The 21443-nt window shown below is 70.1% G+C and carries 22 protein-coding genes; 10 read left to right on the top strand and 12 right to left on the bottom strand.

What is annotated here, in order from left to right; genetic code table 11:
- Positions 1 to 12 precede the first annotated feature (12 nt).
- From ABEA46_RS04110 to ABEA46_RS04090, 5 genes are read right to left on the bottom strand one after another with little or no spacing between them, the layout of a single operon-like run.
- Entirely contained in the window at positions 13 to 876 is an 864-nt protein-coding gene (locus ABEA46_RS04110; RefSeq protein WP_345543083.1) for an ABC transporter ATP-binding protein, read from the bottom strand.
- Positions 873 to 1763, bottom strand: a complete 891-nt coding sequence (locus ABEA46_RS04105) for an ABC transporter ATP-binding protein (RefSeq protein WP_345543082.1) — start codon at positions 1761 to 1763, stop codon at positions 873 to 875. The genes ABEA46_RS04110 and ABEA46_RS04105 overlap by 4 nt, the downstream gene beginning before the upstream one ends.
- Positions 1760 to 2827 (bottom strand): ABC transporter permease, encoded by a 1068-nt coding sequence (locus ABEA46_RS04100; protein WP_345543081.1) that lies wholly within the window; start codon positions 2825 to 2827, stop codon positions 1760 to 1762. The genes ABEA46_RS04105 and ABEA46_RS04100 overlap by 4 nt, the downstream gene beginning before the upstream one ends.
- A gap of 10 nt (positions 2828 to 2837) precedes the next feature.
- Entirely contained in the window at positions 2838 to 3833 is a 996-nt protein-coding gene (locus tag ABEA46_RS04095) for an ABC transporter permease (RefSeq protein ID WP_345543079.1), read from the bottom strand.
- Positions 3834 to 3876: 43 nt separating this feature from the next.
- Entirely contained in the window at positions 3877 to 5556 is a 1680-nt protein-coding gene (locus ABEA46_RS04090) for an ABC transporter substrate-binding protein (protein ID WP_345543078.1), read from the bottom strand.
- Positions 5557 to 5809: 253 nt separating this feature from the next.
- Here ABEA46_RS04090 and ABEA46_RS04085 point away from each other — a divergent pair, with 253 nt between their 5' ends.
- From ABEA46_RS04085 to ABEA46_RS04060, 6 genes are read left to right on the top strand one after another with little or no spacing between them, the layout of a single operon-like run.
- Positions 5810 to 6538, top strand: a complete 729-nt coding sequence (locus tag ABEA46_RS04085) for an NUDIX hydrolase (RefSeq protein WP_345543116.1) — start codon at positions 5810 to 5812, stop codon at positions 6536 to 6538.
- Between the two features lie 24 nt (positions 6539 to 6562).
- Positions 6563 to 7915 (top strand): quinolinate synthase NadA, encoded by a 1353-nt coding sequence (gene nadA / locus ABEA46_RS04080; RefSeq protein WP_345543077.1) that lies wholly within the window; start codon positions 6563 to 6565, stop codon positions 7913 to 7915.
- Complete coding sequence (gene nadB, locus ABEA46_RS04075; protein WP_345543076.1) at positions 7912 to 9537, top strand: L-aspartate oxidase; 1626 nt, start codon at positions 7912 to 7914, stop codon at positions 9535 to 9537. The genes nadA and nadB overlap by 4 nt, the downstream gene beginning before the upstream one ends.
- Positions 9531 to 10388, top strand: a complete 858-nt coding sequence (gene nadC / locus ABEA46_RS04070) for a carboxylating nicotinate-nucleotide diphosphorylase (RefSeq protein WP_345543075.1) — start codon at positions 9531 to 9533, stop codon at positions 10386 to 10388. Before nadB ends, nadC begins: the two co-directional genes overlap by 7 nt.
- 22 nt (positions 10389 to 10410) lie before the next feature.
- On the top strand, positions 10411 to 11556 hold the full coding sequence (locus ABEA46_RS04065; protein WP_345543115.1) for a cysteine desulfurase family protein: 1146 nt from the start codon (positions 10411 to 10413) through the stop codon (positions 11554 to 11556).
- 45 nt (positions 11557 to 11601) lie between these two features.
- Positions 11602 to 12558 (top strand): glycosyltransferase family 2 protein, encoded by a 957-nt coding sequence (locus ABEA46_RS04060; protein ID WP_345543074.1) that lies wholly within the window; start codon positions 11602 to 11604, stop codon positions 12556 to 12558.
- Between the two features lie 48 nt (positions 12559 to 12606).
- On the opposite strand, the gene ABEA46_RS04055 is transcribed toward ABEA46_RS04060, so the two are convergent.
- Entirely contained in the window at positions 12607 to 14508 is a 1902-nt protein-coding gene (locus tag ABEA46_RS04055; protein WP_345543114.1) for an ABC transporter ATP-binding protein, read from the bottom strand.
- A 61-nt stretch (positions 14509 to 14569) separates the two neighbouring features.
- Here ABEA46_RS04055 and ABEA46_RS04050 point away from each other — a divergent pair, with 61 nt between their 5' ends.
- From ABEA46_RS04050 to ABEA46_RS04040, 3 genes are all read left to right on the top strand, one after another.
- The gene (locus ABEA46_RS04050) at positions 14570 to 14779 is read left to right on the top strand and encodes a hypothetical protein (protein ID WP_345543073.1); all 210 of its coding nucleotides are present in this window, start codon (positions 14570 to 14572) and stop codon (positions 14777 to 14779) included.
- A gap of 129 nt (positions 14780 to 14908) precedes the next feature.
- On the top strand, positions 14909 to 16432 hold the full coding sequence (locus ABEA46_RS04045) for an MDR family MFS transporter (RefSeq protein ID WP_345543071.1): 1524 nt from the start codon (positions 14909 to 14911) through the stop codon (positions 16430 to 16432).
- A 54-nt stretch (positions 16433 to 16486) separates the two neighbouring features.
- Entirely contained in the window at positions 16487 to 17131 is a 645-nt protein-coding gene (locus ABEA46_RS04040) for a carboxymuconolactone decarboxylase family protein (RefSeq protein ID WP_345543070.1), read from the top strand.
- Here the strand turns inward: ABEA46_RS04040 and ABEA46_RS04035 are convergent.
- The 6 genes from ABEA46_RS04035 to ABEA46_RS04010 form a co-directional block, all read right to left on the bottom strand.
- Positions 17118 to 17627: a hypothetical protein gene (locus ABEA46_RS04035; RefSeq protein ID WP_345543069.1), complete on the bottom strand. Its 510-nt coding sequence runs from the start codon at positions 17625 to 17627 to the stop codon at positions 17118 to 17120. The two genes, ABEA46_RS04040 and ABEA46_RS04035, sit on opposite strands and share 14 nt — an antisense overlap.
- 33 nt (positions 17628 to 17660) lie before the next feature.
- Positions 17661 to 17783: a hypothetical protein gene (locus ABEA46_RS04030; protein ID WP_345543068.1), complete on the bottom strand. Its 123-nt coding sequence runs from the start codon at positions 17781 to 17783 to the stop codon at positions 17661 to 17663.
- 37 nt (positions 17784 to 17820) lie between these two features.
- Entirely contained in the window at positions 17821 to 18648 is an 828-nt protein-coding gene (locus ABEA46_RS04025) for a DNA-formamidopyrimidine glycosylase family protein (RefSeq protein WP_345543067.1), read from the bottom strand.
- Between the two features lie 33 nt (positions 18649 to 18681).
- Entirely contained in the window at positions 18682 to 18897 is a 216-nt protein-coding gene (locus ABEA46_RS04020) for a hypothetical protein (protein WP_345543066.1), read from the bottom strand.
- Between the two features lie 231 nt (positions 18898 to 19128).
- Positions 19129 to 19392 (bottom strand): hypothetical protein, encoded by a 264-nt coding sequence (locus ABEA46_RS04015; protein WP_345543065.1) that lies wholly within the window; start codon positions 19390 to 19392, stop codon positions 19129 to 19131.
- Positions 19393 to 19519: 127 nt separating this feature from the next.
- Positions 19520 to 19933 carry an MmcQ/YjbR family DNA-binding protein gene (locus tag ABEA46_RS04010; protein ID WP_345543064.1) on the bottom strand — a complete coding sequence of 138 codons (414 nt, stop codon included), beginning with the start codon at positions 19931 to 19933 and terminating at the stop codon, positions 19520 to 19522.
- A 108-nt stretch (positions 19934 to 20041) separates the two neighbouring features.
- Here ABEA46_RS04010 and ABEA46_RS04005 point away from each other — a divergent pair, with 108 nt between their 5' ends.
- Positions 20042 to 21415 (top strand): pyridine nucleotide-disulfide oxidoreductase, encoded by a 1374-nt coding sequence (locus ABEA46_RS04005; protein WP_345543063.1) that lies wholly within the window; start codon positions 20042 to 20044, stop codon positions 21413 to 21415.
- Positions 21416 to 21443: the final 28 nt, after the last annotated feature.

Here is a 21443-nt window from a genome sequence, read left to right as displayed (position 1 = left end):
CGACCCGCGGGGTCAGGGCTGCTGCCCGGTGAGCTCCCTCCGCACCTCGTCGCGCAGCATCCCCTGGTTCTCGGGATCAGGCGCGGCACCCAGCAGGGTGCGGGTGTACTCGTGCTGCGGCTCGAGGATGACGCGATCCGCCGGGCCGCGCTCGACGATGTCGCCGTGGTACATCACGAGGATCTCGTCCGAGAAATGGCGCGCGGTGGCCAGGTCGTGCGTGATGTAGAGGACACCGAGGTGGTCCTCACGCTGCAGCTGGGCGAGGAGGTTCAGCACGCCCAGGCGGATCGACACGTCGAGCATCGACACCGGCTCGTCGGCGATGATGAACTGCGCGCCCGGGGCCAGCGCCCGAGCGATCGCGACGCGCTGCCGCTGCCCGCCCGAGAGCTCGTGCGGGCGCCGTTCGGCCATCCGGTCGCTGGGGACGAGCCGCACCCGGTCCAGCAGCTCCAGCACTCGCCTTCGCAGCTCGGCGCGCCCGATCCCCGGGTTGTGGATCTTCAGCGGCCGCTCCAGATGGTGGGCGATCGAGTGGAACGGGTTCAGCGACGCGAAGGGGTCCTGGAACACCATCTGCACGTCACCGCGGTACGCGGCCGCATGACGGCCCCCGCGGCCGGCGGGTTTGCCGTCGAGCAGGATCTGCCCGCTCGTGGGCGTCTCCAGATGCGCCAGCATCTTCGCGATCGTGGACTTGCCCGAACCCGACTCCCCTACGAGCGCGATCGTGCGGCCCGCCTCCAGGGTGAACGAGACGTCCTTCACGGCATGCAGGGTCGAGAAGGACAGGCCGCTGCGCAGCCGGAAGTCCTTCACGAGGTTGCGTGCCTCCAACGTGCGCGGCGCGGACGCGGTGGACGCGGCGGTCATGCCGCACCTCCTTCGAGAGAGGCCCTCGGCCCGAGCGTCGCCGACACGGACTGCGAACCGGTGCGCACGAAGTCGCCCCGTTCACCCCGCAGGCTGGGGAAGCTCGACAGCAGCTTCTGCGTGTACTCGTGCTGCGGAGTGCGGTACACCTCGGTCGCCGTGCCCAGCTCGACGATCTCGCCCTGCAGCATCACCGCGATGCGGTCCGAGATCTCGATCAGCATCGGCAGGTCGTGCGTGATGAAGATGACCGCGAACCCGAGCTTCTCGCGCAGCCGCATGATCTCGCGGATGATGCCGCGCTGCACGACGACGTCGAGTGCCGTCGTCGGCTCGTCCATGATCATCACCTGGGGGTCCAGCGCGAGGGCCATCGCGATCATGACGCGCTGGCGCATGCCGCCGGACAGCTCGTGCGGGAAGCTCGACAGCCGCTTCGGGTCGACCCCGACGAGCTCCAGGAGCTCCTCGCTGCGCTGCTGCTTCTGCCGCTTCGACATATCCGGACGGTGCGTCGTGAACACATCGAACAACTGGGCGCGGATGTTGATGACCGGGTTCAGCGAGTTCATCGCGCCCTGGAACACCATCGACACCTTGTCCCACCGGAACCGACGCAGCTCCTCGTCGGCGAGCGCGACGACGTTGATGTCCTCACCCGAACGGTCGTGGAACACGACCTCGCCGGCCGTCATGAGTGCCGGCGGCTTGAGCAGCCGGTTCATGCCGTACGCGAGGGTGGTCTTGCCGCATCCCGACTCCCCCGCGAGTCCGAGGATCTCGCCGCGGTTGAGGGTCAGCGACACGTTGCGCACCGCCTTCACCGGCGGGTCGACCTCGTACTCGATCGACACGTTGGTCGCGGTCAGCACGGCGTCGCCGGTCATGCCTCTCCTCCGTTCAGGGTGTGCGCGGTGTCGACGCCGCGCCCGGCGCGCTTGGCCTGACGCACGCGGCGGGCGTTCTGCGGGGCGAGACGCAGCTTCGGGTTGATGATCTCGTCGATCGAGAAGTTGATGAGCGACAGGCCCGCACCGAGGAGGGCGATCATGAGGCCCGGCGGCACGAACCACCACCATGCCCCGGTCCCGAGCGCCTGCCCGCTCTGCGCGTCGTTGAGCATCGTGCCCCAGGTGATCGAGCCCGTCGGCCCGAGCCCCAGGTACGACAGGCCCGCCTCGCCGAGGATCGCGAAGATGATCGCGAAGAGGAACTGCGCTGTCAGCAGCGGCAGCAGGTTGGGGAGGATCTCGACCGCGATGATGCGGCCGGTCTTCTCGCCCGCGACGCGGCTCGCTGCCACGTAGTCGCGCGAGCGCAGCGAGCGTGACTGGGCACGCAGCACGACGGCGGAGCCCGCCCATCCGGTGATGCCGAGGACGAGCGCGATGAAGAGCCAGTTGCGCACGGGCATGTAACTCGAGATCACCATGACGAGGGGGAGCCCGGGGATCACCAGCATGATGTTCGTGAACAGCGACAGGATCTCGTCCCACCAGCCGCCCTTGTAGCCGGCGACGATGCCGAAGACCAGTGACAGCACGAGCGCGATGAAGCCGGCGATGAACCCCACCATGAGCGAGCCCTGCGCGCCCGTGGCCAGTTGCGCGAAGACGTCGTAGCCGAGTTTGGTCGTGCCGAGGATGTGCTCCGGGCTGGGCGGCTGCAGGGCCGGATTGTCGGAGTCGCGAGGATCCTGCGCGAAGATCGGCGCGATGATCGCGAAGAGCACGATGCCGACCACGATCACCAGGCCGATCGCGAGCTTGAGCGACATGCGCGGCAACAGCTGACGGATGCCGCGGCGGGCCGCCCGCGCCTCGTCGCGGGCCGTGACGATGTCTACTGTCGCAGGCGGCGTCATGATGGCGCCGGGCGCGATGATCGCAGGATCGATGGTGCGGTCCGACAGCGTCTGGGGCTCGTCGAGCGCGGTGCGCGGGTCGGTCACTTCGGTTTCCTCAGACATTGTGGCGCGCCCTCGGGTCGATGAATCCGTAGACGAGGTCCATGATGAAGTTCGCCGCGAGCACCGCGATCGTGATCACGAGGAACACGCCCTGCATGAGCGCGTAGTCGCTGTTCTGCACGGACTGGATCATCAGCTTGCCGACGCCCGGGTAGGTGAACACCTGCTCCATGACGATGGAGCCGGCCACCACGAAGCCGAGCGAGATGCTGAAGCCCGCGATCGAGGGGATGGCGGCGTTGCGGGTGGCGTACGTGCGGAGGATGCGCATGGGCTTCAGGCCCTTCGCCTCCGCGGTGACGATGTAGTCCTCCGACACTGTCGACACCATCATGTTGCGCATGCCCAGCAGCCACCCGCCGACCGAGCTGATCACGATCGTGAGCGCCGGCAGGAAGCCGTGGTAGATCGCATTCCCGATGAAGGCCCAGCTCCACTCCGGCCCGTCGGGGTATTCGAACACGTCGTACCCGCCGATGATCGGGAACCACCCCAGCGCGACCGAGAAGATCGCGACGAGCACGAGCGCGAGCCAGAAGTAGGGAATGGACTGGAGCACCGTCGTGAACGGCACCAGGTGGTCGACCCACGTGCCACGGCGCCATCCGACCCAGGCGCCGATGCCGATGCCGAGGACGAACGAGATGACGGTGGCCAGCCCGACGAGGATCACCGTCCACGGCAGCGCCGCGGAGATGAGGTCCACCACCGGAGTCGGGTACTTCGTGATAGAGATGCCGAGATCCCCCTGAAGCAGCCGACTCCAGTAGTTGATGTACTGCTCCCACATCGACTGGTCAGTGCCCCCGAGCAGGGCCTTGATGTTGCGGATCTGGGTCTCGCTGATCTCCCCGCCGGCACGCTGCATCTTGGCGATCATGATGTCGGCGGGGTCGCCGGGCAGAAGCCTCGGCAGGAGGAAGTTGAGGGAGATCGTCGCCCACAGTGTCACCACATAGAACGCGATCCGCCGCGCATAGAACTTCATTGCGGCTTGCTCCTCCGTGCCGCGGCTTCTGCCCGGTTCTGCATTACTTCACCGGCTCCAGGTGCTGGAGGATGTAGCCGGCCGCCACCGAGCCCCACGCGGGCGGGAAGGCATACAGGTCATCCTCGGTCGGCCAGCCCGTGAAGTCCTTCGAGTTGTAGAACGTCTGGGTGGCGTTGATGACCAGCGGGATGTACGGCAGGTCGCGCACGATCTCGGTCTGGACCTTGGCGTACGCCTCCTTCTTGACGGCCTCGTCATTCGTCGCGGCAGCGGCGGCCACGGCCTCGTTCACGACGGGGTTGTCATAGCGGCTGAAGTTCCAGCGGCCCGTGGGGACCTCCGAGCCGACCTGCGAGGTCGACTCACCGGTGAACCAGTCCTTGTAGATCTGGAACGGGTCGGCGACCGACGTGCCGATGACGCCACCCATGATCAGCTGGTACTGACCGGTCTGGCGCGAGTCCGAGAACTCCTGCCACTGCACGGTCGACGCGGTGACCTTGATCCCGGCCTCGGCCGCCTCTTCGGCGATGAGCTTCGCGGCGTCGTTGTAGTCGGTCCAGCCGTCCACCGAGGTGAGGCTCAGCTCGATCGGCGTGCCGTCCTTGCCGTAGAACCCGTCGCTGCCCTTGGTGTAGCCGGCGGCCTCGAGGATCTCTCCGGCCTTGGCCGCGTCGGGCGACTGCGGGCTGGTCTCGTTCGCCGGGTCGGCGAGCCACTTGGCGTCACGCGGCATCAGCGTGAAGGCAGGCGAGATGTCGCCGGTGAGGCCGACGAACGCCTTCTCCTTGATCGTGCCGCGGTCGATCGCGACGTTGAGCGCCTGGCGGACGGCGACGTCGGTCTGCGGGCCGGTGCAGCCGAGCTCGGCGTTCGAGCACGTGTACAGGACCGTCGGGTCCTGCGGCGTGTTGAGCATGCTGATGACGCCCTTGTCGGTGACCGAGTCGGGGTTGGGCACGAACATGCCGGTCCAGTCGAGCTTGCCGGCCGTCAGCAGGTCCTGCGCCGACTGGTTCGCGTCGATGCCGATGTACTGCACCTTCTTGATCGCGGGAACGCCCTCGTCGCGGAAGTTCTCGTTCGCGACGACCGTGTATGACGCGTCCGTGACCTTGTCGACCACGTACGGGCCGGTGCCGACCGGGTCCTCGTCGGTGAACGTCGAGTAGTCCTTGACGTCCTTCCAGATGTGCTCCGGGAGCATCCACGTCGTGCCGAGGATCTGGAACTCGTTCGTGTACTGCGGCGTCGAGTACGTCAGGACGAGCGTGGTGTCGTCGGTCGCCTCCGCCGAGACCAGCCCGTCGCGGTGATTGGGCTCGTAGTTGAACGTGAAGGCGGCATCCTCGGCGGAGAAGTCCTCGCCGTCGCTCCACTTCACGCCGTCCTTGAGCTTGACGGTGATGACGGTGCCGTCCTCGTTGTACTCGAAGCTCTCGCCGAGCATCGGCGCGGGCGCGTCGTCGGCGGTCTTGTTGTAGAAGAAGAGCGGCTCGTAGATCGGGCCGAGCGCAGCGTGGAGCACGCTCGGCGAGAACGGGTTGAAGTTCGCCTCGATGGGAGTCTGGCTTCCCGCCCAGACCCGCAGGGTACGTCCCTCAGAGGAGGAGTCATTGCCCCCGCCTCCACCGGCACAGCCCGACAGGCCGAGACCGAGGATCGCTGCCCCGGCGACGGCGAGAAGCGCGGCGCGGCGCTTCGCGTTTCGAATCATCATTGGTTCTTTCTCTCGTGCGGCATTGCAGGGAGGAGTGCAAGGGCACTCGGACGTTCATTAGTTCTGTGTCCTAACAAACGTTTGAACGTAAACCTAACAAACAATCACCCGACGCGCACCACGGATACGTCACGTTCCGGCAACGGTTCCCAGCCGCCACTCAGGAGGCGCGAATGTTTCGCCGCCGGTTTGGCTTCAGGTCAGAGTGACACTATGATCGGCGATAGTTAGAGTCATCATGACCAGAACAACCATGCGATCCCCTGCTCCCACCGAAGCCGCCGCGGCCCCGGCCGATGCCACGCGCGTCGCGGTGTCGACAGTGATCTTCGCCCTGCGCCGGCTCGACGGCAGCGACACGGCCCGGGTCGCGCTGCCGCTGGTACGCCGCACGCGCGACCCCCACGAAGGTCAATGGGCACTGCCGGGCGGATGGCTCGACCTCGCCGAGAGCCTCGACGCGGCGGCATCCCGCACCCTCGCCGAGACGACCGGGCTGGCACCGAGCTATCTCGAGCAGCTGTACGCGTTCGGCGCGGTCGACCGATCCCCCACGCGTGTGATCTCGATCGTGTACTGGGCGCTGATCCGCGCCGACGAGATCTCGGAGGACGCGGTCCAGCCGCTGTTCGCCACCGAGAACGTGCAGTGGTTCGATGCCGCCGCACTCCCCCGGCTGGCGTTCGACCACAACGAGATCGTCGACTACGCGCTGTGGCGTCTGCGCAACAAGGTCGGATACAGCCGCATCGCACACGGCCTGCTCGCGGACGAGTTCACGCTCGCCGATCTGCGCGAGGTCTACGAGGCGATCCTTGCGCGGCGCCTGGACCCGGCGAACTTCCGCCGCCAGGTCGAGAACTCCGGCACGCTCATCCCCACCGACCGCTTCCGCACGGGCAGCCACCGCCCCGCGCGGCTGTACCGCTACAACCAGGACGTCGAACTCGCCGATCGCGGCCCGCTCGGCGCCCGCGACTGATCCATCCCGAACGGAGCGCCCGACATGCCTGCCGTCAACATCACCCTCCAGCCCCGGCCCGAGCTCGACCCGTCGGTCGACCACGAGATCCAGGCCATCGTCGCGGGAGCGCTGCAGGGTGAGACCTGCAACACCGACCTCGCCGCCGGCCCATGGGACTTCGACACGCGCCCCGGCTACGGCCCCGGCTCGTCGATGGGCGACGTCATCCCGACCGGATCGCCCCGTCAGGGCGAGCTGCCGCTGGAGTACCGCAAGGCATCCGAGGCGGAGCTCGCCGAACGCGTCCGCGCCGCCAAGGCGACCCTCGGCGACCGCGTGGTCGTGCTCGGCCACTTCTACCAGCGGGAAGAGGTCGTGGTCCACGCCGACTACGTGGGCGACTCGTTCCAGCTCGCGAACGCGGCGCTGGAGCACCCCGACGCCGAGGCGATCGTGTTCTGCGGCGTGCACTTCATGGCTGAGACCGCCGACCTGCTCTCGCGTCCCGAGCAGGCCGTGATCCTCCCCAACCTCGCCGCCGGCTGCTCGATGGCCGACATGGCCGACATCGACCAGGTCGAAGAGGCGTGGGAGCAGCTCGCCGAGATCTACGGAGACATGGATGCGAAGGATGCCGACGGCCTCGTGCCCGTCGTGCCGGTGACGTACATGAACTCCAGCGCCGCCATCAAGGGCTTCGTCGGCCGCCACGGCGGCATCGTGTGCACGTCGTCCAACGCCCGCACCGTGCTGGAGTGGGCGTTCGCGCGCGGTCGCCGCGTGCTCTTCTTCCCCGACCAGCACCTCGGCCGCAACACCGCGAAGGCGATGGGCGTGCCCCTGGAGCAGATGCCGATGTGGAACCCGCGCAAGCCGTACGGCGGCTCGGACGCGCAGACCCTTGCCGACGCCCGCGTCATCCTCTGGCACGGCTTCTGCTCGGTGCACCGCCGCTTCTCGGTGGACCAGATCGAGAAGGCACGCGCCGAGCACCCCGGCGTGCGGGTCATCGTGCACCCGGAGTGCCCGATGGAGGTCGTCGACGCGGCCGACGAGGCCGGCTCGACCGACTACATCCGCAAGGCGATCGAGGCCGCGACAGAGCCTGCGACCTTCGCCATCGGCACCGAGGTGAACCTCGTGCAGCGCCTCGCCGCCGAGCACCCGCAGCACGAGATCTTCTGCCTCGACCCTGTCGTGTGCCCGTGCTCGACGATGTACCGCATCCACCCCGGCTACCTCGCCTGGGTGCTGGAGGGCCTGGTCGACGGCGAGGTGCGCAACCGCATCACCGTCCCTTCGTCTGTGGCCGACCCGGCTCGCCTCGCCTTGGAGCGGATGCTGGCGGCCAAGCCTCCGGCAGCGCCCGTGGCCGATTGGGAGAACGCCTCATGACCGCACCCCACGCGATCGTGGTCGGCTCCGGCATCGCCGGGCTGCTGACCGCGCTGCACGCGGTCGACCACGGCTGCCGGGTGACGCTGGTCACCAAGGACGTGCTCGAGCACGCCAACACCCGTTTCGCGCAGGGCGGCATCGCCGGGGTGATGTTCGACGACGACCGCGCCGAGGACCACGTGCGCGACACGCTCGTCGCCGGCGCAGGGCTCAGCGACGAGGACGCCGTCCGCGTGCTGGTCGCCGAGGGGCCGGACCGGATCCGCGAGCTCATCGCCCTCGGCGTCGCGTTCGACCGCGACGCGACCGGCGGGTTCGTCAAGGGCCTCGAAGCCGCGCACTCCTACCCGCGCATCCTTCACGCCGGCGGCGATGCGACCGGCACCGTGATCGAGAAGGCGCTCGTTTCGCGCCTGCGCGCGAGCGACGTGTCGGTCGTCGAGCACGCGTTCCTCGTCGACCTGATCGTGAGGAACGGTCGCGTCGCGGGCGTCGAGCTCATCGTCGGCGAGCAGGTCGCCGCCCCCGGGCGCCGCGAGACGCTCACGGCCGACGCGATCGTGCTCGCGACGGGCGGCGCCGGCGAGCTGTACGCGCACTCGACGAACCCTGAGGTGGCCACGGGCGACGGCATCGCCGCCGCGATCCGCGCCGGCGCGGAGGTGCGCGACCTCGAGTTCTTCCAGTTCCACCCCACGGTCTTGGCCGTAGGCGACTCGTTCCTCGTGTCGGAGGCCGTGCGCGGCGAGGGGGCGACCCTCGTCGACGAGCACGGCCGCCGGTTCGCATTCGACGCGCACCCCGACGGCGAGCTCGCACCGCGCGATGTGGTCGCCCGTGCGATCGCGCACCAGATGGAGGCGCAGGACGGACGACCGGTGTACCTCGATGCGACGCACCTCCATGGTGCCGAGGCGACAGGCGAGGACGACGTCGACGAGCGTGCCGCGTTCCTCGCGCGCCGGTTCCCCACGATCGACGCGGCAGTGCGCGAGCGCGGGCTGGACTGGGCGCGCGAGCCGATCCCGGTCACCCCGGCGGCCCACTACCTGATGGGCGGCGTCGCCACCGATCTGGTCGGGCGCACGACGCTCCCCGGCCTGTACGCGGTCGGTGAGGCCGCCCGCACCGGCGTGCACGGCGCAAACCGCCTCGCGTCGAACTCGCTGCTGGAGGGCGCCGTGTTCGGCGCCCGCGCGGGCGACGCGATCGCGGCGGACGCGGCATCCGGCTCCTGGCCCACCCCCGTTCATCCGTCACAGCGTTACGCCGACCCAGCCGATCCCCGTACATCCCTGACGAACGAGCAGAGCGACCATGGGGAACCGGCGGCACCGGCGTTCTCGCGCGCGGCGCTGCAGGAGCTGATGTGGGAGGACGCGGGACTCGTGCGGGACGAAGCCGGCCTCAGGCATGCGGCATCCCTCATCGCCGCATGGCGCGCGCAGCCGCGCACCCCGCGCAGCGAGCACGACTTCGAGGACGAGAACCTGCTGCTCGTGGCCGAGCAGGCCGTCGCGGCCGCCCGTGCCCGGCGCGGCTCGGTCGGCGCCCACTACCGCAGCGACGACACCGTCGCGCCCGTCGCCGAGCCCCAGAAGGAGGCCGTCGCATGCTGACCCGAGCCATGATCGACCGCACCGTGACGGCCGCGCTCGAAGAGGACGCGCCATGGGGCGATCTCACGAGCGAAGCCCTCATCCCGGAGACCGCCATCGCCCGTGCCGACCTCGTCGCCCGCGAGCGCGGTGTGTTCTCGGGCGGCGAGGTGTTCGAGGCGGCCTTCCGGCTCACCGATCCGCGTATCGACGTGCAGCTGGTCGTCGAGGACGGCGAGTGGTTCGAGCCCGGCGCCGTGCTCGCGGTGGTCACGGGACCTGCGCGCGGCGTACTCACCGCCGAGCGCATCGGCCTCAACTTCGTGCAGCGCATGTCGGGCATCGCGACCCTCACCGGGGCGTACGTCGCCGAGGTCGCCCACACCGGCACGCGCATCGCCGACACCCGCAAGACCACTCCGGGACTCCGCGCCTTCGAGCGCAAGGCCGTGCGTGACGGCGGCGGGCGCAACCACCGCCATTCCCTCTCGGATGCCGTCATGGCCAAGGACAACCATCTCGCCGTGCTCGCGCAGAAGGGGGTGTCGACAACCGACGCGCTGCTCGCCGCGAAGGACTTCCTCCCCCACACGACCCACCTCGAGGTCGAGGTGGACCGCCTCGACCAGATCGAGCCCGTGCTCGCGGCCGGCATCGGCACGATCATGCTCGACAACTTCTCGCTCGACGACCTGCGCACCGGCGTCGCCCAGGTCGCGGGGCGCGCGACGGTGGAGGCCTCGGGCGGCGTCTCGCTCGAGACGGTGCGGGCGATCGCCGAGACCGGTGTCGACGTCGTCTCGGTGGGCGCGCTCACGCACTCGGCGCGGGCGCTCGACCTCGGACTCGACGTCAGGATCGACGCGGCCTGAGACGCCGGAGCCCCCGATGAGCCTGCTCTACCTCGACAACGCCGCCACCACGCCGGTGCGCCCGGAGGTGCTCGAGGCGATGATGCCGTACCTCACCCGCTGGTACGGCAACCCGTCGAGCCACCACACCGTGGGCGAAGCGGCGGCGGATGCCCTGGCCGATGCGCGGGCGCGCGTCGCACGGGTCCTCGGGCTGCGCGCCGGCGACGTCGTCTTCACGAGCGGCGGCACCGAGTCGAACAACCTTGCGATCAAAGGCATCGCGATCGCCGCGGCGCTCGGACGCGACGACCGTCGCGCGCATGTCGTGACGACGCCCATCGAGCACGAATCCGTGCTCGAATCGGTCGAATACCTGCGGCGGGTCCATGGGTTCGAGGTGACCTTCGTGCCCGTCGACGACGTCGGGCGCGTCTCGGGGGATGCCGTCGCCGCCGGTCTGCGCGACGACACCGCACTCGTGACAGTCGGCTATGCGAACAACGAGATCGGGACGATCCAGGATGCCGCCGCTCTCGCCGCGGTCGCGCACGAGCGCGGCATCCCCTTCCACCTCGACGCGGTCCAGGCCGCCGGGTGGCTGCCGCTGTCGACGACAGGGCTCGGATACGACGCCGTCTCGCTCGCGGGGCACAAGATCGGCGCCCCCAAGGGCACCGGGGTGCTGGGCGTCCGCGGTCGCATCCCGCTCGAGCCCCTGCTGCACGGCGGCGGGCAGGAGCGAGGGCGCCGCAGCGGCACCGAGGATGTCGCCGGAGCCGTGGGCATCGCGACGGCGCTGGAGCTCGCCGAGGCGGAGCGGGACGAGGCATCCGCCCGCGTCACCGCGATCCGGGACCGGTTCGTCGCGCGCGTGCTCGACCGCGTGCCGTCGGCGCGGCTCACCGGCGACCCCGTGCACCGGCTTCCCGGCACCGCCAGCTTCACCTTCGCGGGAACGAGCGGCGAGGCCGTGCTGCTGGAGCTCGAGCGCCGCGGGGTCGTGTCGTCGAGCGGGTCCGCGTGCGCCGCCGGGAGCGACGAGCCGTCCCACGTGCTCGTCGCACTGGGAGTGGCTCCCGAGGTTGCGCAGACAGCCGTGCGCTTCACCTTCCCGCGCTGGCTGAACGCCCCGCTGGACGCCGTCGCCGACGCCGTCGATGCATCGGTCGCCGCGGTCGCCGGATGACGCGGACGGGCCGGCCGCCGCGGATCGCCGCATAGGATCGGGGACGTGCAGACCCCTGTCGTGACCGTCATCGTGCCCGGCTACGACGTGGGGCTCTACGCCGCCGAAGCGCTCGAGTCGCTGCGCGCCCAGACGCTGACGGACTGGGTCGCCGTGCTGGTGGACGACGCGTCCACCGACCACACCGGCACGCTGTTCGACGCCGCAGCCGCGGCCGACGAGCGCTTCCGCGTCGTGCACCACCGCGAGCGCGGCGGACTGAGCGCCGCCCGCAACACCGGGCTCGACCTGGTGCGCACGCCGCTGCTCGGCTTCCTCGACGCCGACGACCGCTACACCCCGCACGCCCTCGAGCGCCTCGTCGGCACCGTCACCGCCAGCGGCAGCGACCTCGCACTGGGCGCCTACGTGCGCCTGCGGCCGGATGCCGACGGCGGCTACACCGCCGGCAGCGTCCAGCCGTGGGTGACCGCCGCCACCCACCCCGAGCGCACCGGCACGACGCTGGACGCGCATCCCGACGCGTCAGGCAACATCGTCGCATGGTCCAAGGTCAGCCGCACCGAGCTGTGGCAGCGCACCGGGCTGCGCTTCCCCGTCGGCAAGGCGTACGAGGATCAGGTCGTCGCACAGCAGCTCTACACGCGCGCCCGCGCGTTCGACGTCATCCCCGACGTCGTCGTCGAATGGCGCGAACGCGCCGACGGCTCCTCGATCACGCAGCACAAGGACGAGCTTCCCGTGCTGCGCGACTATCTCGAGGCGCTCGCAGGGGGCATCGCGGTCCTGGATGCCGCCGGCCAGACACGCGCGGCGGCCTCGCGGGTGCGCCTCATCCTCGCGATGGATCTGCCGCCTCTCGTCGAGCTGGCGCGCGACCACCCCGACCCCGCGTACCGGCGGGAGCTCGGCACGTTCGCCCGCACCCTGTGGGCGCGTGCGGAGCGCGTCGGGCTCGCCGAGCCCGCGGCGACGGCTGTCGCCGCGGCGCAGTTGTGGTGATCCTGCCGCGCTGAGTGCGGTGACCGCCGCCGCGGGGTGGCCGACCTGTCAGTCCTCGCTGTCGAGCGCCTCTTCGGCTTCGAGGATGCGCGACGATGCCAGCTGCTGCGCCGCGAGCTCGGCGTACAGGCCCCCGGCGGCGATCAGCTCGGCGTGCGTCCCGGACTCCACGATGCGTCCGGCCTCGACGACGTGGATCACGTCTGCGCCGATCACCGTCGACAGGCGGTGCGCGATGGTGAGCGTGGTGCGGCCGCGGGCCGCGGCATCCAGTGCCTCCTGCACGACGCGCTCCGACACCGTGTCGAGCGCCGACGTCGCCTCGTCCAGCAGCAGCACCGGCGGGTCCTTCAGCAGCACGCGCGCGATGGCGATGCGCTGCTTCTCGCCGCCCGAGAGCCGGTAGCCGCGTTCGCCGACGACGGTGTCGTAGCCCTGCTCGAACCCGACGATCACATGGTGGATGTTCGCCGCGCGGCAGGCGGCCTCGAGCTCGGCGTCGGTCGCCTCGGGCTTGGCATAGCGGAGGTTCTCGCGGATCGTGGCGTGGAAGAGATAGGTCTCCTGCGAGACGATGCCGACGCTGTCGACGATCGACGCCTGCCGGAGGTGCCGAACCTCCTCGCCCGCGAACAGCACGGATCCTTCGGATGCCTCGTAGAGCCGCGGCGTGAGATACAGCACCGTGGTCTTGCCCGCACCGGACGGCCCCACGAAGGCGACGTGCTGGCCGGGTTCGGCCACGAACGACACCCCGCGCAGCGTCGGGCGCGCGTCGGGTGCGGCATCCGGATACCGGAACACCACGTCGCGGAACTCGATGCGGCCCTGCGGACCGGGAGCGTCTGCGACATCGACGGCGTGAACCGGGTCGGTGATCGCGGGAACCAGGTCGAGGTACTCGAAGATGCGGGCGAACAGCGCCGACGAGGTCTGCAGCTCGAGCGAGACGCGCATCAGGCTCATGAGCGGCATCAGCAGGCGCGCCTGGACGGTGGTGAAGGCGACGATGGTGCCGGCGGTGATCACATCGGCGCTGCCCGTGATCAGGTAGCCCGCGACGAGGTAGATGATCGCGGGGACGCTCGCCATGATCACCTGGACGACGCCGAAGAAGCCCTGGCCGCTCATCGCCCGCCGCACCTGCAGCCGCACCTGGTTGCGGTTCTCGTCCGCGTAGCGCGCTGATTCGGTGCGCTGGCGGTTGAAGGACTTCGAGAGCAGGATGCCCGACACGCTCAGGGTCTCCTGCGTGATCGAGGTCAGCTCCGACAGCGATTCCTGCGTCTCGCCGGCGATCCGCGCGCGCACCTGGCCGACGCGGCGCTGCACGAAGACCAGGAACGGCATGATCACCACCGCGATCAGCGTCAGACGCCAGTCGATGATGATCATCGCCACGAGCGACGCCACGACGGTGACCGCGCTGCCCAGGATGCTGGTGACGGTGTTCGTCAGCACGCCCGCGACGCCGCCGACGTCGTTCTGGAGCCGGGACTGGATGACCCCGGTCTTGGTGCGGGTGAAGAACGCCAGCTCCATCGACTGCAGGTGGTCGAACAGCGTGATGCGCAGGTCGCCGGTGACACGGTTGCCGACCGTGGACGTGAGCCAGGTCTGGATCACGCTGAGGCCCGCCCCCAGCAGGAACAGGACGATCATCGCGACGACCAGCTCCCACAGCAGCACCAGGTCGGGTGCCGATCCGTCGACGGGGAACAGCGCGTCGTCGAACACGCGCTGCACCAGCAGCGGCGGGATCACCGCGATGCCGGCGCCGGCGATCACCAGCACGCCGGTGATGACGATGGACCACCGATAGGGGCGGAAGAGCCCCACCACGCGCGACCCGAGGTTCGCGATGCGGGGCGCCGAGGCGTTCGCGCGTCGCTGCGCCTCGGTGTCGACCGGCCGGAAGCCGGGATGCCCTCCCCCGCCACCGCCGCGCATACTCACTCCGTCAGCCTAGTGAGCGTCTCGACATCCGCGGCCGCGCCGCTAGGCTCGCGGTATGACCTCGACTCCCGACGCCCCCGAGCACGACGGCAGCGACCTCGCGGAGCTCCGCGCAGAGATCGACGAGCTCAAGGCGATCCCTCACGAAGAGATCGTGAACCCGCTGCCCCATAGCCTCGAAGAGCGCGAGCCCGCGGCCGAGCCGACCGACGCGATCGGCTCGGAGGACTGGAACGCGCCCGACGAGGAGCCCGCCGACAGCTGACCCGCGGTCGACGCGACGACATCGCATTCCCCGGATCGGGAATGCGATGTCGGACCCCGCGGTTACCTTGGAGGCTTGCCATCCTCGGATGGCACATTGCTGTCCATCCGAGCCGCGAGGAGACGACCCATGGCCGCCATCGAGACGACACCCGGAACCGGCAGCATCCCCGCTGCCTCAGGGCCCGGCGCCGCACCGGCGCTCCGGCCCGAAGAGAGCCGCGTCGTGTGGCTGCTGCTCGCAGCCGCCTTCGTCGCGATCCTCAACGAGACCACGATGGGTGTGGCGATCCCGCACCTCATCACCGACCTCGGCATCACCGCGCTCGCTGCGCAGTGGCTGACGACAGCCTTCATGCTGACGATGGCGGTGGTCATCCCGATCACCGGCTTCCTGCTGCGCCGCTTCACGACCCGCACGATGTTCGTCGCGGCGATGGGCCTGTTCTCGGTCGGCACGCTCATCGCGTTCCTGTCGCCCGGGTTCACGATGCTGCTCGTGGCCCGCGTCGTGCAGGCGTCGGGCACGGCGATCATGATGCCGCTGCTCATGACCACGCTCATGACCGTCGTGCCGCCCGCGATCCGCGGACGCATGATGGGCCGCGTCAGCATCGTGATGTCGCTCGCTCCCGCGATTGGCCCCACCCTCGCCGGCGCACTGCTGAACAACTTCGAGTGGCGCTGGATCTTCGGGGTCGTGCTGCCGATCGCCGTCGTGGCTCTGGTGGTCGGCGCCCGATGGATCCACAACCTCGGCGAGACCACGCACGCCCCCATCGACGTGCTCTCGGTGATCCTGTCGGCGCTCGGATTCGGCGGCCTGGTCTTCGGCCTCAGCCAGCTGGGCGCAGGCGGTCACGGCAGCGGGGCGGATGCCGCAGCCGCCAGCGCCGCGTCGACCACGACGCTCATCGTGGCCCTCACCGTCGGCGTCGTGTCGCTGGGCCTGTTCGGCTGGCGCCAGGTCGTGCTGCAGCGCAAGGACGACGCGCTGCTCGACCTGCGCGTGTTCACGAGCGCGAACTTCTCGCTCTCGATCGCGCAGATGGCGATCATGTCGATGGCCTTCTTCGGCGCGATCACTGTGGTGCCGCTCTACCTGCAGGACGTCCTCGGCGTCGACCCGCTCACCACGGGCCTGGTGGTCCTGCCGGGTGCGCTTGCGATGGGTCTGGCCGGTCCGCTGATCGGCCGTGTCTACGACCGCTGGGGCACGCGCATCCTGCTGGTCCCGGGCGCGATCATCACCAGCGCCATGCTGTGGTTCTACACGACCTTCACGGCCACGACCCCGGTCTGGGTGCTCGCCGTCGCGCAGACCGTGCTGTCGATCGGCCTCGCGCTGTCGTTCACGCCGCTGTTCACCGCCTCGCTGGGCTCGCTGCAGCCCAAGTTCTACTCGTACGGCTCGGCGGTCGTCGGCACCGTGCAGCAGGTGGCGGGCGCCGCGGGCATCGCGCTGATGTTCGGCGTGATGGCAGCGGCGACCGCCGGCGCGACCGAGGCGGGCGCCGACACCGTGACCGCGGGTGCCGCCGGGACGCATGCGGCGTTCCTGACGGCCGCGATCCTGTCGCTGCCGCTGCTGGTCGGCGCGTTCCTCATCCGCAAGCCGGCGGACCAGCCCGAGGGCATGCCCGCAGGTCACTGACCGGCACACGTATCTCGGCGATGCCCCGCTCCCTCGACAGGGAGCGGGGCATCCGTGATTCTGGATGCACCCGACACACACCTGCTGGAGGCATCCATGATCGTCACCACCCCGGCGCTCGACAGCGCCACCGGCCATGTCGCCGACATGTACGCGGCCGACCAACGCGAGGACGGCCTCGTGTACGGCCACACCCGCGCGATGGCGGTCAACCCCGAGGCGCATCAAGCGTTCGAGGCGCTGGTCCGCGCGATCGTGCCGTCGATCGGGTTGCGCACGTACGAACTGGCGACGCTCGGCGCCGCGCGCGCGATCGGCTCGCAGCACTGCTTGCTGGCGCACGGGCGCAGGAGCCTGCGCGCAGGGCTGTTCGATGAGGACCAGCTCGCACATCTCGTGCGGGACGAGCCCGGAAGCGGTCTCGACGACGCCGACGTCGCGGTGCTCGCGTTCGCCGAGAAGCTCTCGACGGATGCCGCCGCCATGACGGACGCCGACGCCCAGCGACTGCGCGAGGCCGGCTTCGACGACCGGCAGATCGTCGACATCGCCCTCGCCGCGGGTGTGCGCAACTACTTCAGTCGCGCGCTGCAGGCGCTGGCGGTCCCCGTCGACGACGTGCCCGGGCTGAGCCCGGCGCTGTCCAGCGCGCTGCGCGAGGCAGCGGGTCCTCGCGCCGACGACGTCAGTGGTGGATGAACGCCTTCAGCGCGATGAGGATCACGCCGAAACCGGCGGTGATAAAGGCGCTCAGCAGGCGCGGCAAGAACCGGCTCGTCCAGCGCGCCACGGCAATCCAGCCGAACACGCCGAGCAGGATCGCGTTGACCACGAGCGCCGTCCAGATCGCGAGCATGTCGTCGATGAGGTGCGTCGTGCCCAGCAGCAGGATCACGAGCGGAGCAATGGACGCGAGCAGCATGCCCACGGAGTGGCGGGCGGCCTCGCGGATGCTCGTGCCCAGTTCGGCGCCACCCTCTGTGGCCGCGAGGCGGCCGAGCGTCCCGGCGTAGACGTGCGCCAGATAGAACACGACGACAGTGATCGCCACGGTCGCCAGCGCGTTGCCCGATGTTCCCACGAGCGTGCCGCTGACGACGATCATGCCCGAAACGAGGATCAGCCCGTAGACCGCCTCTTCCGACATCAGGACGCGGGTGACGGCCTTCGGGATGTGCAGTTGCTCGTCGGTCATCGTGACCTCGACCGGCGATTCAGGCAGAGCTGATCAGCCGATGCTGCAGCTGCCGCCGCCGCAGCACGAGTCGCCGGCCTCGACGACCGACAGAAGGTTCTTGTCGTCCGGCACGGGAGCGAGGGTGATCGTGGCCGGCTGCTGCGGGGTGCTCATGCTCCCCATGCTACCTGCGCAGGAGGGGTGGGGCCGGTCACAGGATCGCTCCCCCGGTCTGGCAGGTCGGGCAGTACTGCGCCGTCGTGCTCGCGAACGCGAAGTCGCGGATCGTGTCCGCGCACACCGGACAGGCTCCGCCCGCCCGCCCGTGCACACGCATCGAGGCGACCTTGCGCGCCTTGAGCTGATCGATCGGGATGCCCCGCTGAGCCTCGATCGCGCCGCGGACGGTGGACAGCGTGGCCTCGAACAGCCGATCGGCTCCCGCGTCGTCCAGCGCCGACGCGTGCACGACCGGCGACACGCGGGCGAGGTGGAGGATCTCGTCGGAGTAGGCGTTGCCGATGCCGGCGAGCGACTCCTGCTCCTGCAGGATCGCCTTGACCTGCTTGCGTCGGCGACCGAGCGCGGCATCGAAGTCCGCGCGCACGAACGCAGGGTCCGCCGGGTCGGGACCGAGCTTGGCGATCGCGGGCACCTCACCCGCGTCGCCCACGACGTAGAGCCCCAGCGACACCCAGTTGCCGGCATCCGTCGTCTGCAGGGTGACGTCACCCGACATCGCGAACGTGGCAAGTGCGGGTGGCAGGTCGCCGCCGGGCTCCGGTGCGCCCGCCTCGAGCCAGCGCATCCAGCCGTGGCGGCCGAGCGACACGACCAGGCTCACGTCGTCCAGCACCAGCTCGACGTGCTTGCCATGACGCGCAGCGCCCCTGATCGTCCGGCCCACGAGGCTCGTCGGCGGCGCCGCGCGGGTCTTGACGGTGCGGAACTCCAGCACGTCGGCGCCGAGGATCTCGCGGCCGGACCCCGCGTCTGCGAGGAACCGGGTGAGGGCCTCGACCTCGGGTGACTCAGGCATGCGCCCATCCTGCCACCGGGGCCCGACACCGCGTCAGGCGCGCGCCGGGGGGTGGTGCGGGATCGGCGACGGCTTGAGGGGCCCGAGGCTGACCGACTGCTCCAGCAGCCGCAGCGCCGCGCGGAGCATCGCCTCGACGGTGGTGAACCGCGAGGCCCCGACACCGGTGGACACCCACACGGCCTCGTAAGCGCCGTCCTGGAGCAGCTCCACGTACGCGACGACGCTCTGCGCATCACGGCCGGACACGCTTCGGTCGCACAGCCGCCACGTGCCGGCGGCCAGCGGGGTGAGCTCGAGCTGATGGATGTCGCCGTGTCGCCTGCCCCGACCCTCCGCCGCCGCCGTTGCCGCAGCGAGGGGCTTGACTCCGAGCCCGGCACGTGAGTGCAGTCCGGTGGCGGCGCCGGCGGTCCGTGCTCACGGTCGACGAGTCGGCCGTGAGCCGCCGACGTGATGCGGCTTCCCGTCGCCCGGCGCTCAGCGGGTCGTGACGACGTCGTGCGGCTCACGCTCTCGCGATCTCCGCAGTTCCCAGCCCACTCCTGCGATCGCCACCACCCCGAGGATCGCCGTCGCGCCCACGATCGCGAGGGCGATGGTCCAGCCCCAGAGCACGGTCGCCTCGAACGGGTCGTACCCCGCGTAGTCGGTGACCTGGGCGATGACCCCCCACAGCATGAAGGCGACCACGAACGCGAAGCCTGCGACGACGAGCAGCGAGATCTGGAACGGGTTGCGCATCAGCGGAATCCTCCTCGACGGACTTCTCGAAGGATGCCGCACGAGAGCCCGGGGCGCCAGCATCGTCGTCAAGGGCGGTGGCGCCCGCGCTCGTTGCCGTGCTTGTACTGTCCGCTCGCGCGCGCCATCACGTGCTGCGGATCGGCCCGCTCGTCCCGATCGACGCGTCGTACTCGCGTCTCAGGTACTTCGGCGCCTGCACCCGCCACGCCTCCGTCACGAGCTCGGCGAAGTGGTCGGCGTCGATGCCGGCCATGCGGAACGCGATCTTCGGCTCACCCCACCTCGATGTCGACGGCAGGAACACGTCGGGCTCCATCTCGCGCAGCGCGAGGGCGTCCTCGGGATCGCCGATCTTCACGCCCACGACCAGTTCGGACGCCAGGATCGGCCGCACGTCCTCGGGGGTGCTCGGCCACGGCTGACACTCCCACGCGTACAGCTTGCTGCGCACGAACCACGCGGCGCCGCCGGTCGTCGCCCGTTCCTCGCTGCCCGGCAGCCCCGCGGCGACGGCGCGGAGATCGTCGAGGGTGGCCATGGCACCGAGCGTACGCGGCACCCCCGACACCGGCGCCGCCACGACGCACCGCCGCACCGGACCCGGCATCCCATTGACCCGCGCTCGCGCCACTGCTCTGATGAGCGCATGGAGACGAAGGTCGACGTCGACTACGTCGTCGTCGGGGCGGGGGCCATGGGGATGGCGTTCGTCGACGCGCTCATCGGCGCCAGCAGCGACGTGTCCGTGGCGCTCGTCGACCGGCGGCTCGGAGCCGGCGGGCATTGGCTCGACGCCTACGGGTTCGTCCGGCTGCATCAGGCCTCCGCGTTCTACGGCGTGGCGTCGACGCTGCTCGGCGGCGGCCGCATCCAGACGACCGGACCCGAGCGCGGGCTGCATGAGCGTGCGGGCGTCGCGGAAGTGTGCGACTACTACGCCCGCGTGCTCGAGCGCCTCCTCGCGACCGGCCGGGTCGTGTTCCACGGGCGCAGCGAGTACCTGGGCGATCGCCGCTTCCGATCGCTGCTCAGCGGTGCGGGCTTCCATGCCCCTCATGCGCGCGTCGTCGACGCACGGTACCTCTCGCCCGACATCCCCTTGCTGACGCCGCCCCCGTTCGCGGTCGACGAGGGCGCGCGCGTCATCCCGGTGAACGGGCTCGGAGCCATCGACGCGGCACCGGGGAGGTACGTCATCGTCGGCGCGGGCAAGACCGCGATCGACACGTGCGTGTGGCTTCTCCGTGGCGGCGTCGCACCCGATGCGATCACCTGGGTGCGCCCACGCGATCCGTGGCTGCTCAACCGGGCCGTCGTCCAGCCGGACCCGGCGATCTTCCTGGCGATGGGCGCCGACACGATGGCCGCCGCGGCCGCGTCCGCCGACCCGGACGACGTCTTCTTCCGGATGGAGGATGCCGGCATCATGCTCCGCATCGACCCCGGTGTCACCCCGACCATGGCCAAGACTCCGACACTCGCGCAGTGGGAGCTCGAGCTCGTGCGCACGATCGACGACGTGGTCCGTCGCGGCCACCTCCAGGCGGTCTCGCCGGGCCGTCTCCGATTCGCGAACGGCGACGTGCGCATCCCCGGGGACGCGCTGATCGTGCACTGCGCCGCCGAGGGGCTGAAGTATCCCGGTCTGCGGCCGATCTGGATGCCGCAGGCGATCACCCCGCAGCCGGTGCGCGTCGGGTTCCCGTGCTTCGGGGCCGCTCTCGTCGGCTACGTGGAGGCCACCCGCGACGACGACTCCGAGAAGAACCGGATCTGTCGCCCGTCCCCCTATGCCGACACGACGGCAGGCTGGGCGGCCATGCAGGTGATCGGCGGGGACGCCTCACTGGCGATGTCGAAAGAGGCCGATCTGCGAGCGTGGGGCAACAGCACGACGCTCAATCCGGCTCGTATCCCCGACGACCGCGTCGACGATCCGGCGGTCGTCGGCGCGCTCGCGCGCGTCCGGCAGCACATTGGCGCGGGCCGCACGAGACTCGCCGAGTTCGCGGCACGCTGACCGCTCCAGGACATGCCGAGGTCAGGCC

It is taken from the genome of Microbacterium jejuense, from assembly GCF_039544225.1.
In the GTDB taxonomy this organism is placed as follows: domain Bacteria; phylum Actinomycetota; class Actinomycetes; order Actinomycetales; family Microbacteriaceae; genus Microbacterium; species Microbacterium jejuense.
Note: the sequence above shows the minus strand (reverse complement) of the source record. Positions and strands in the feature narration are given on the sequence as shown.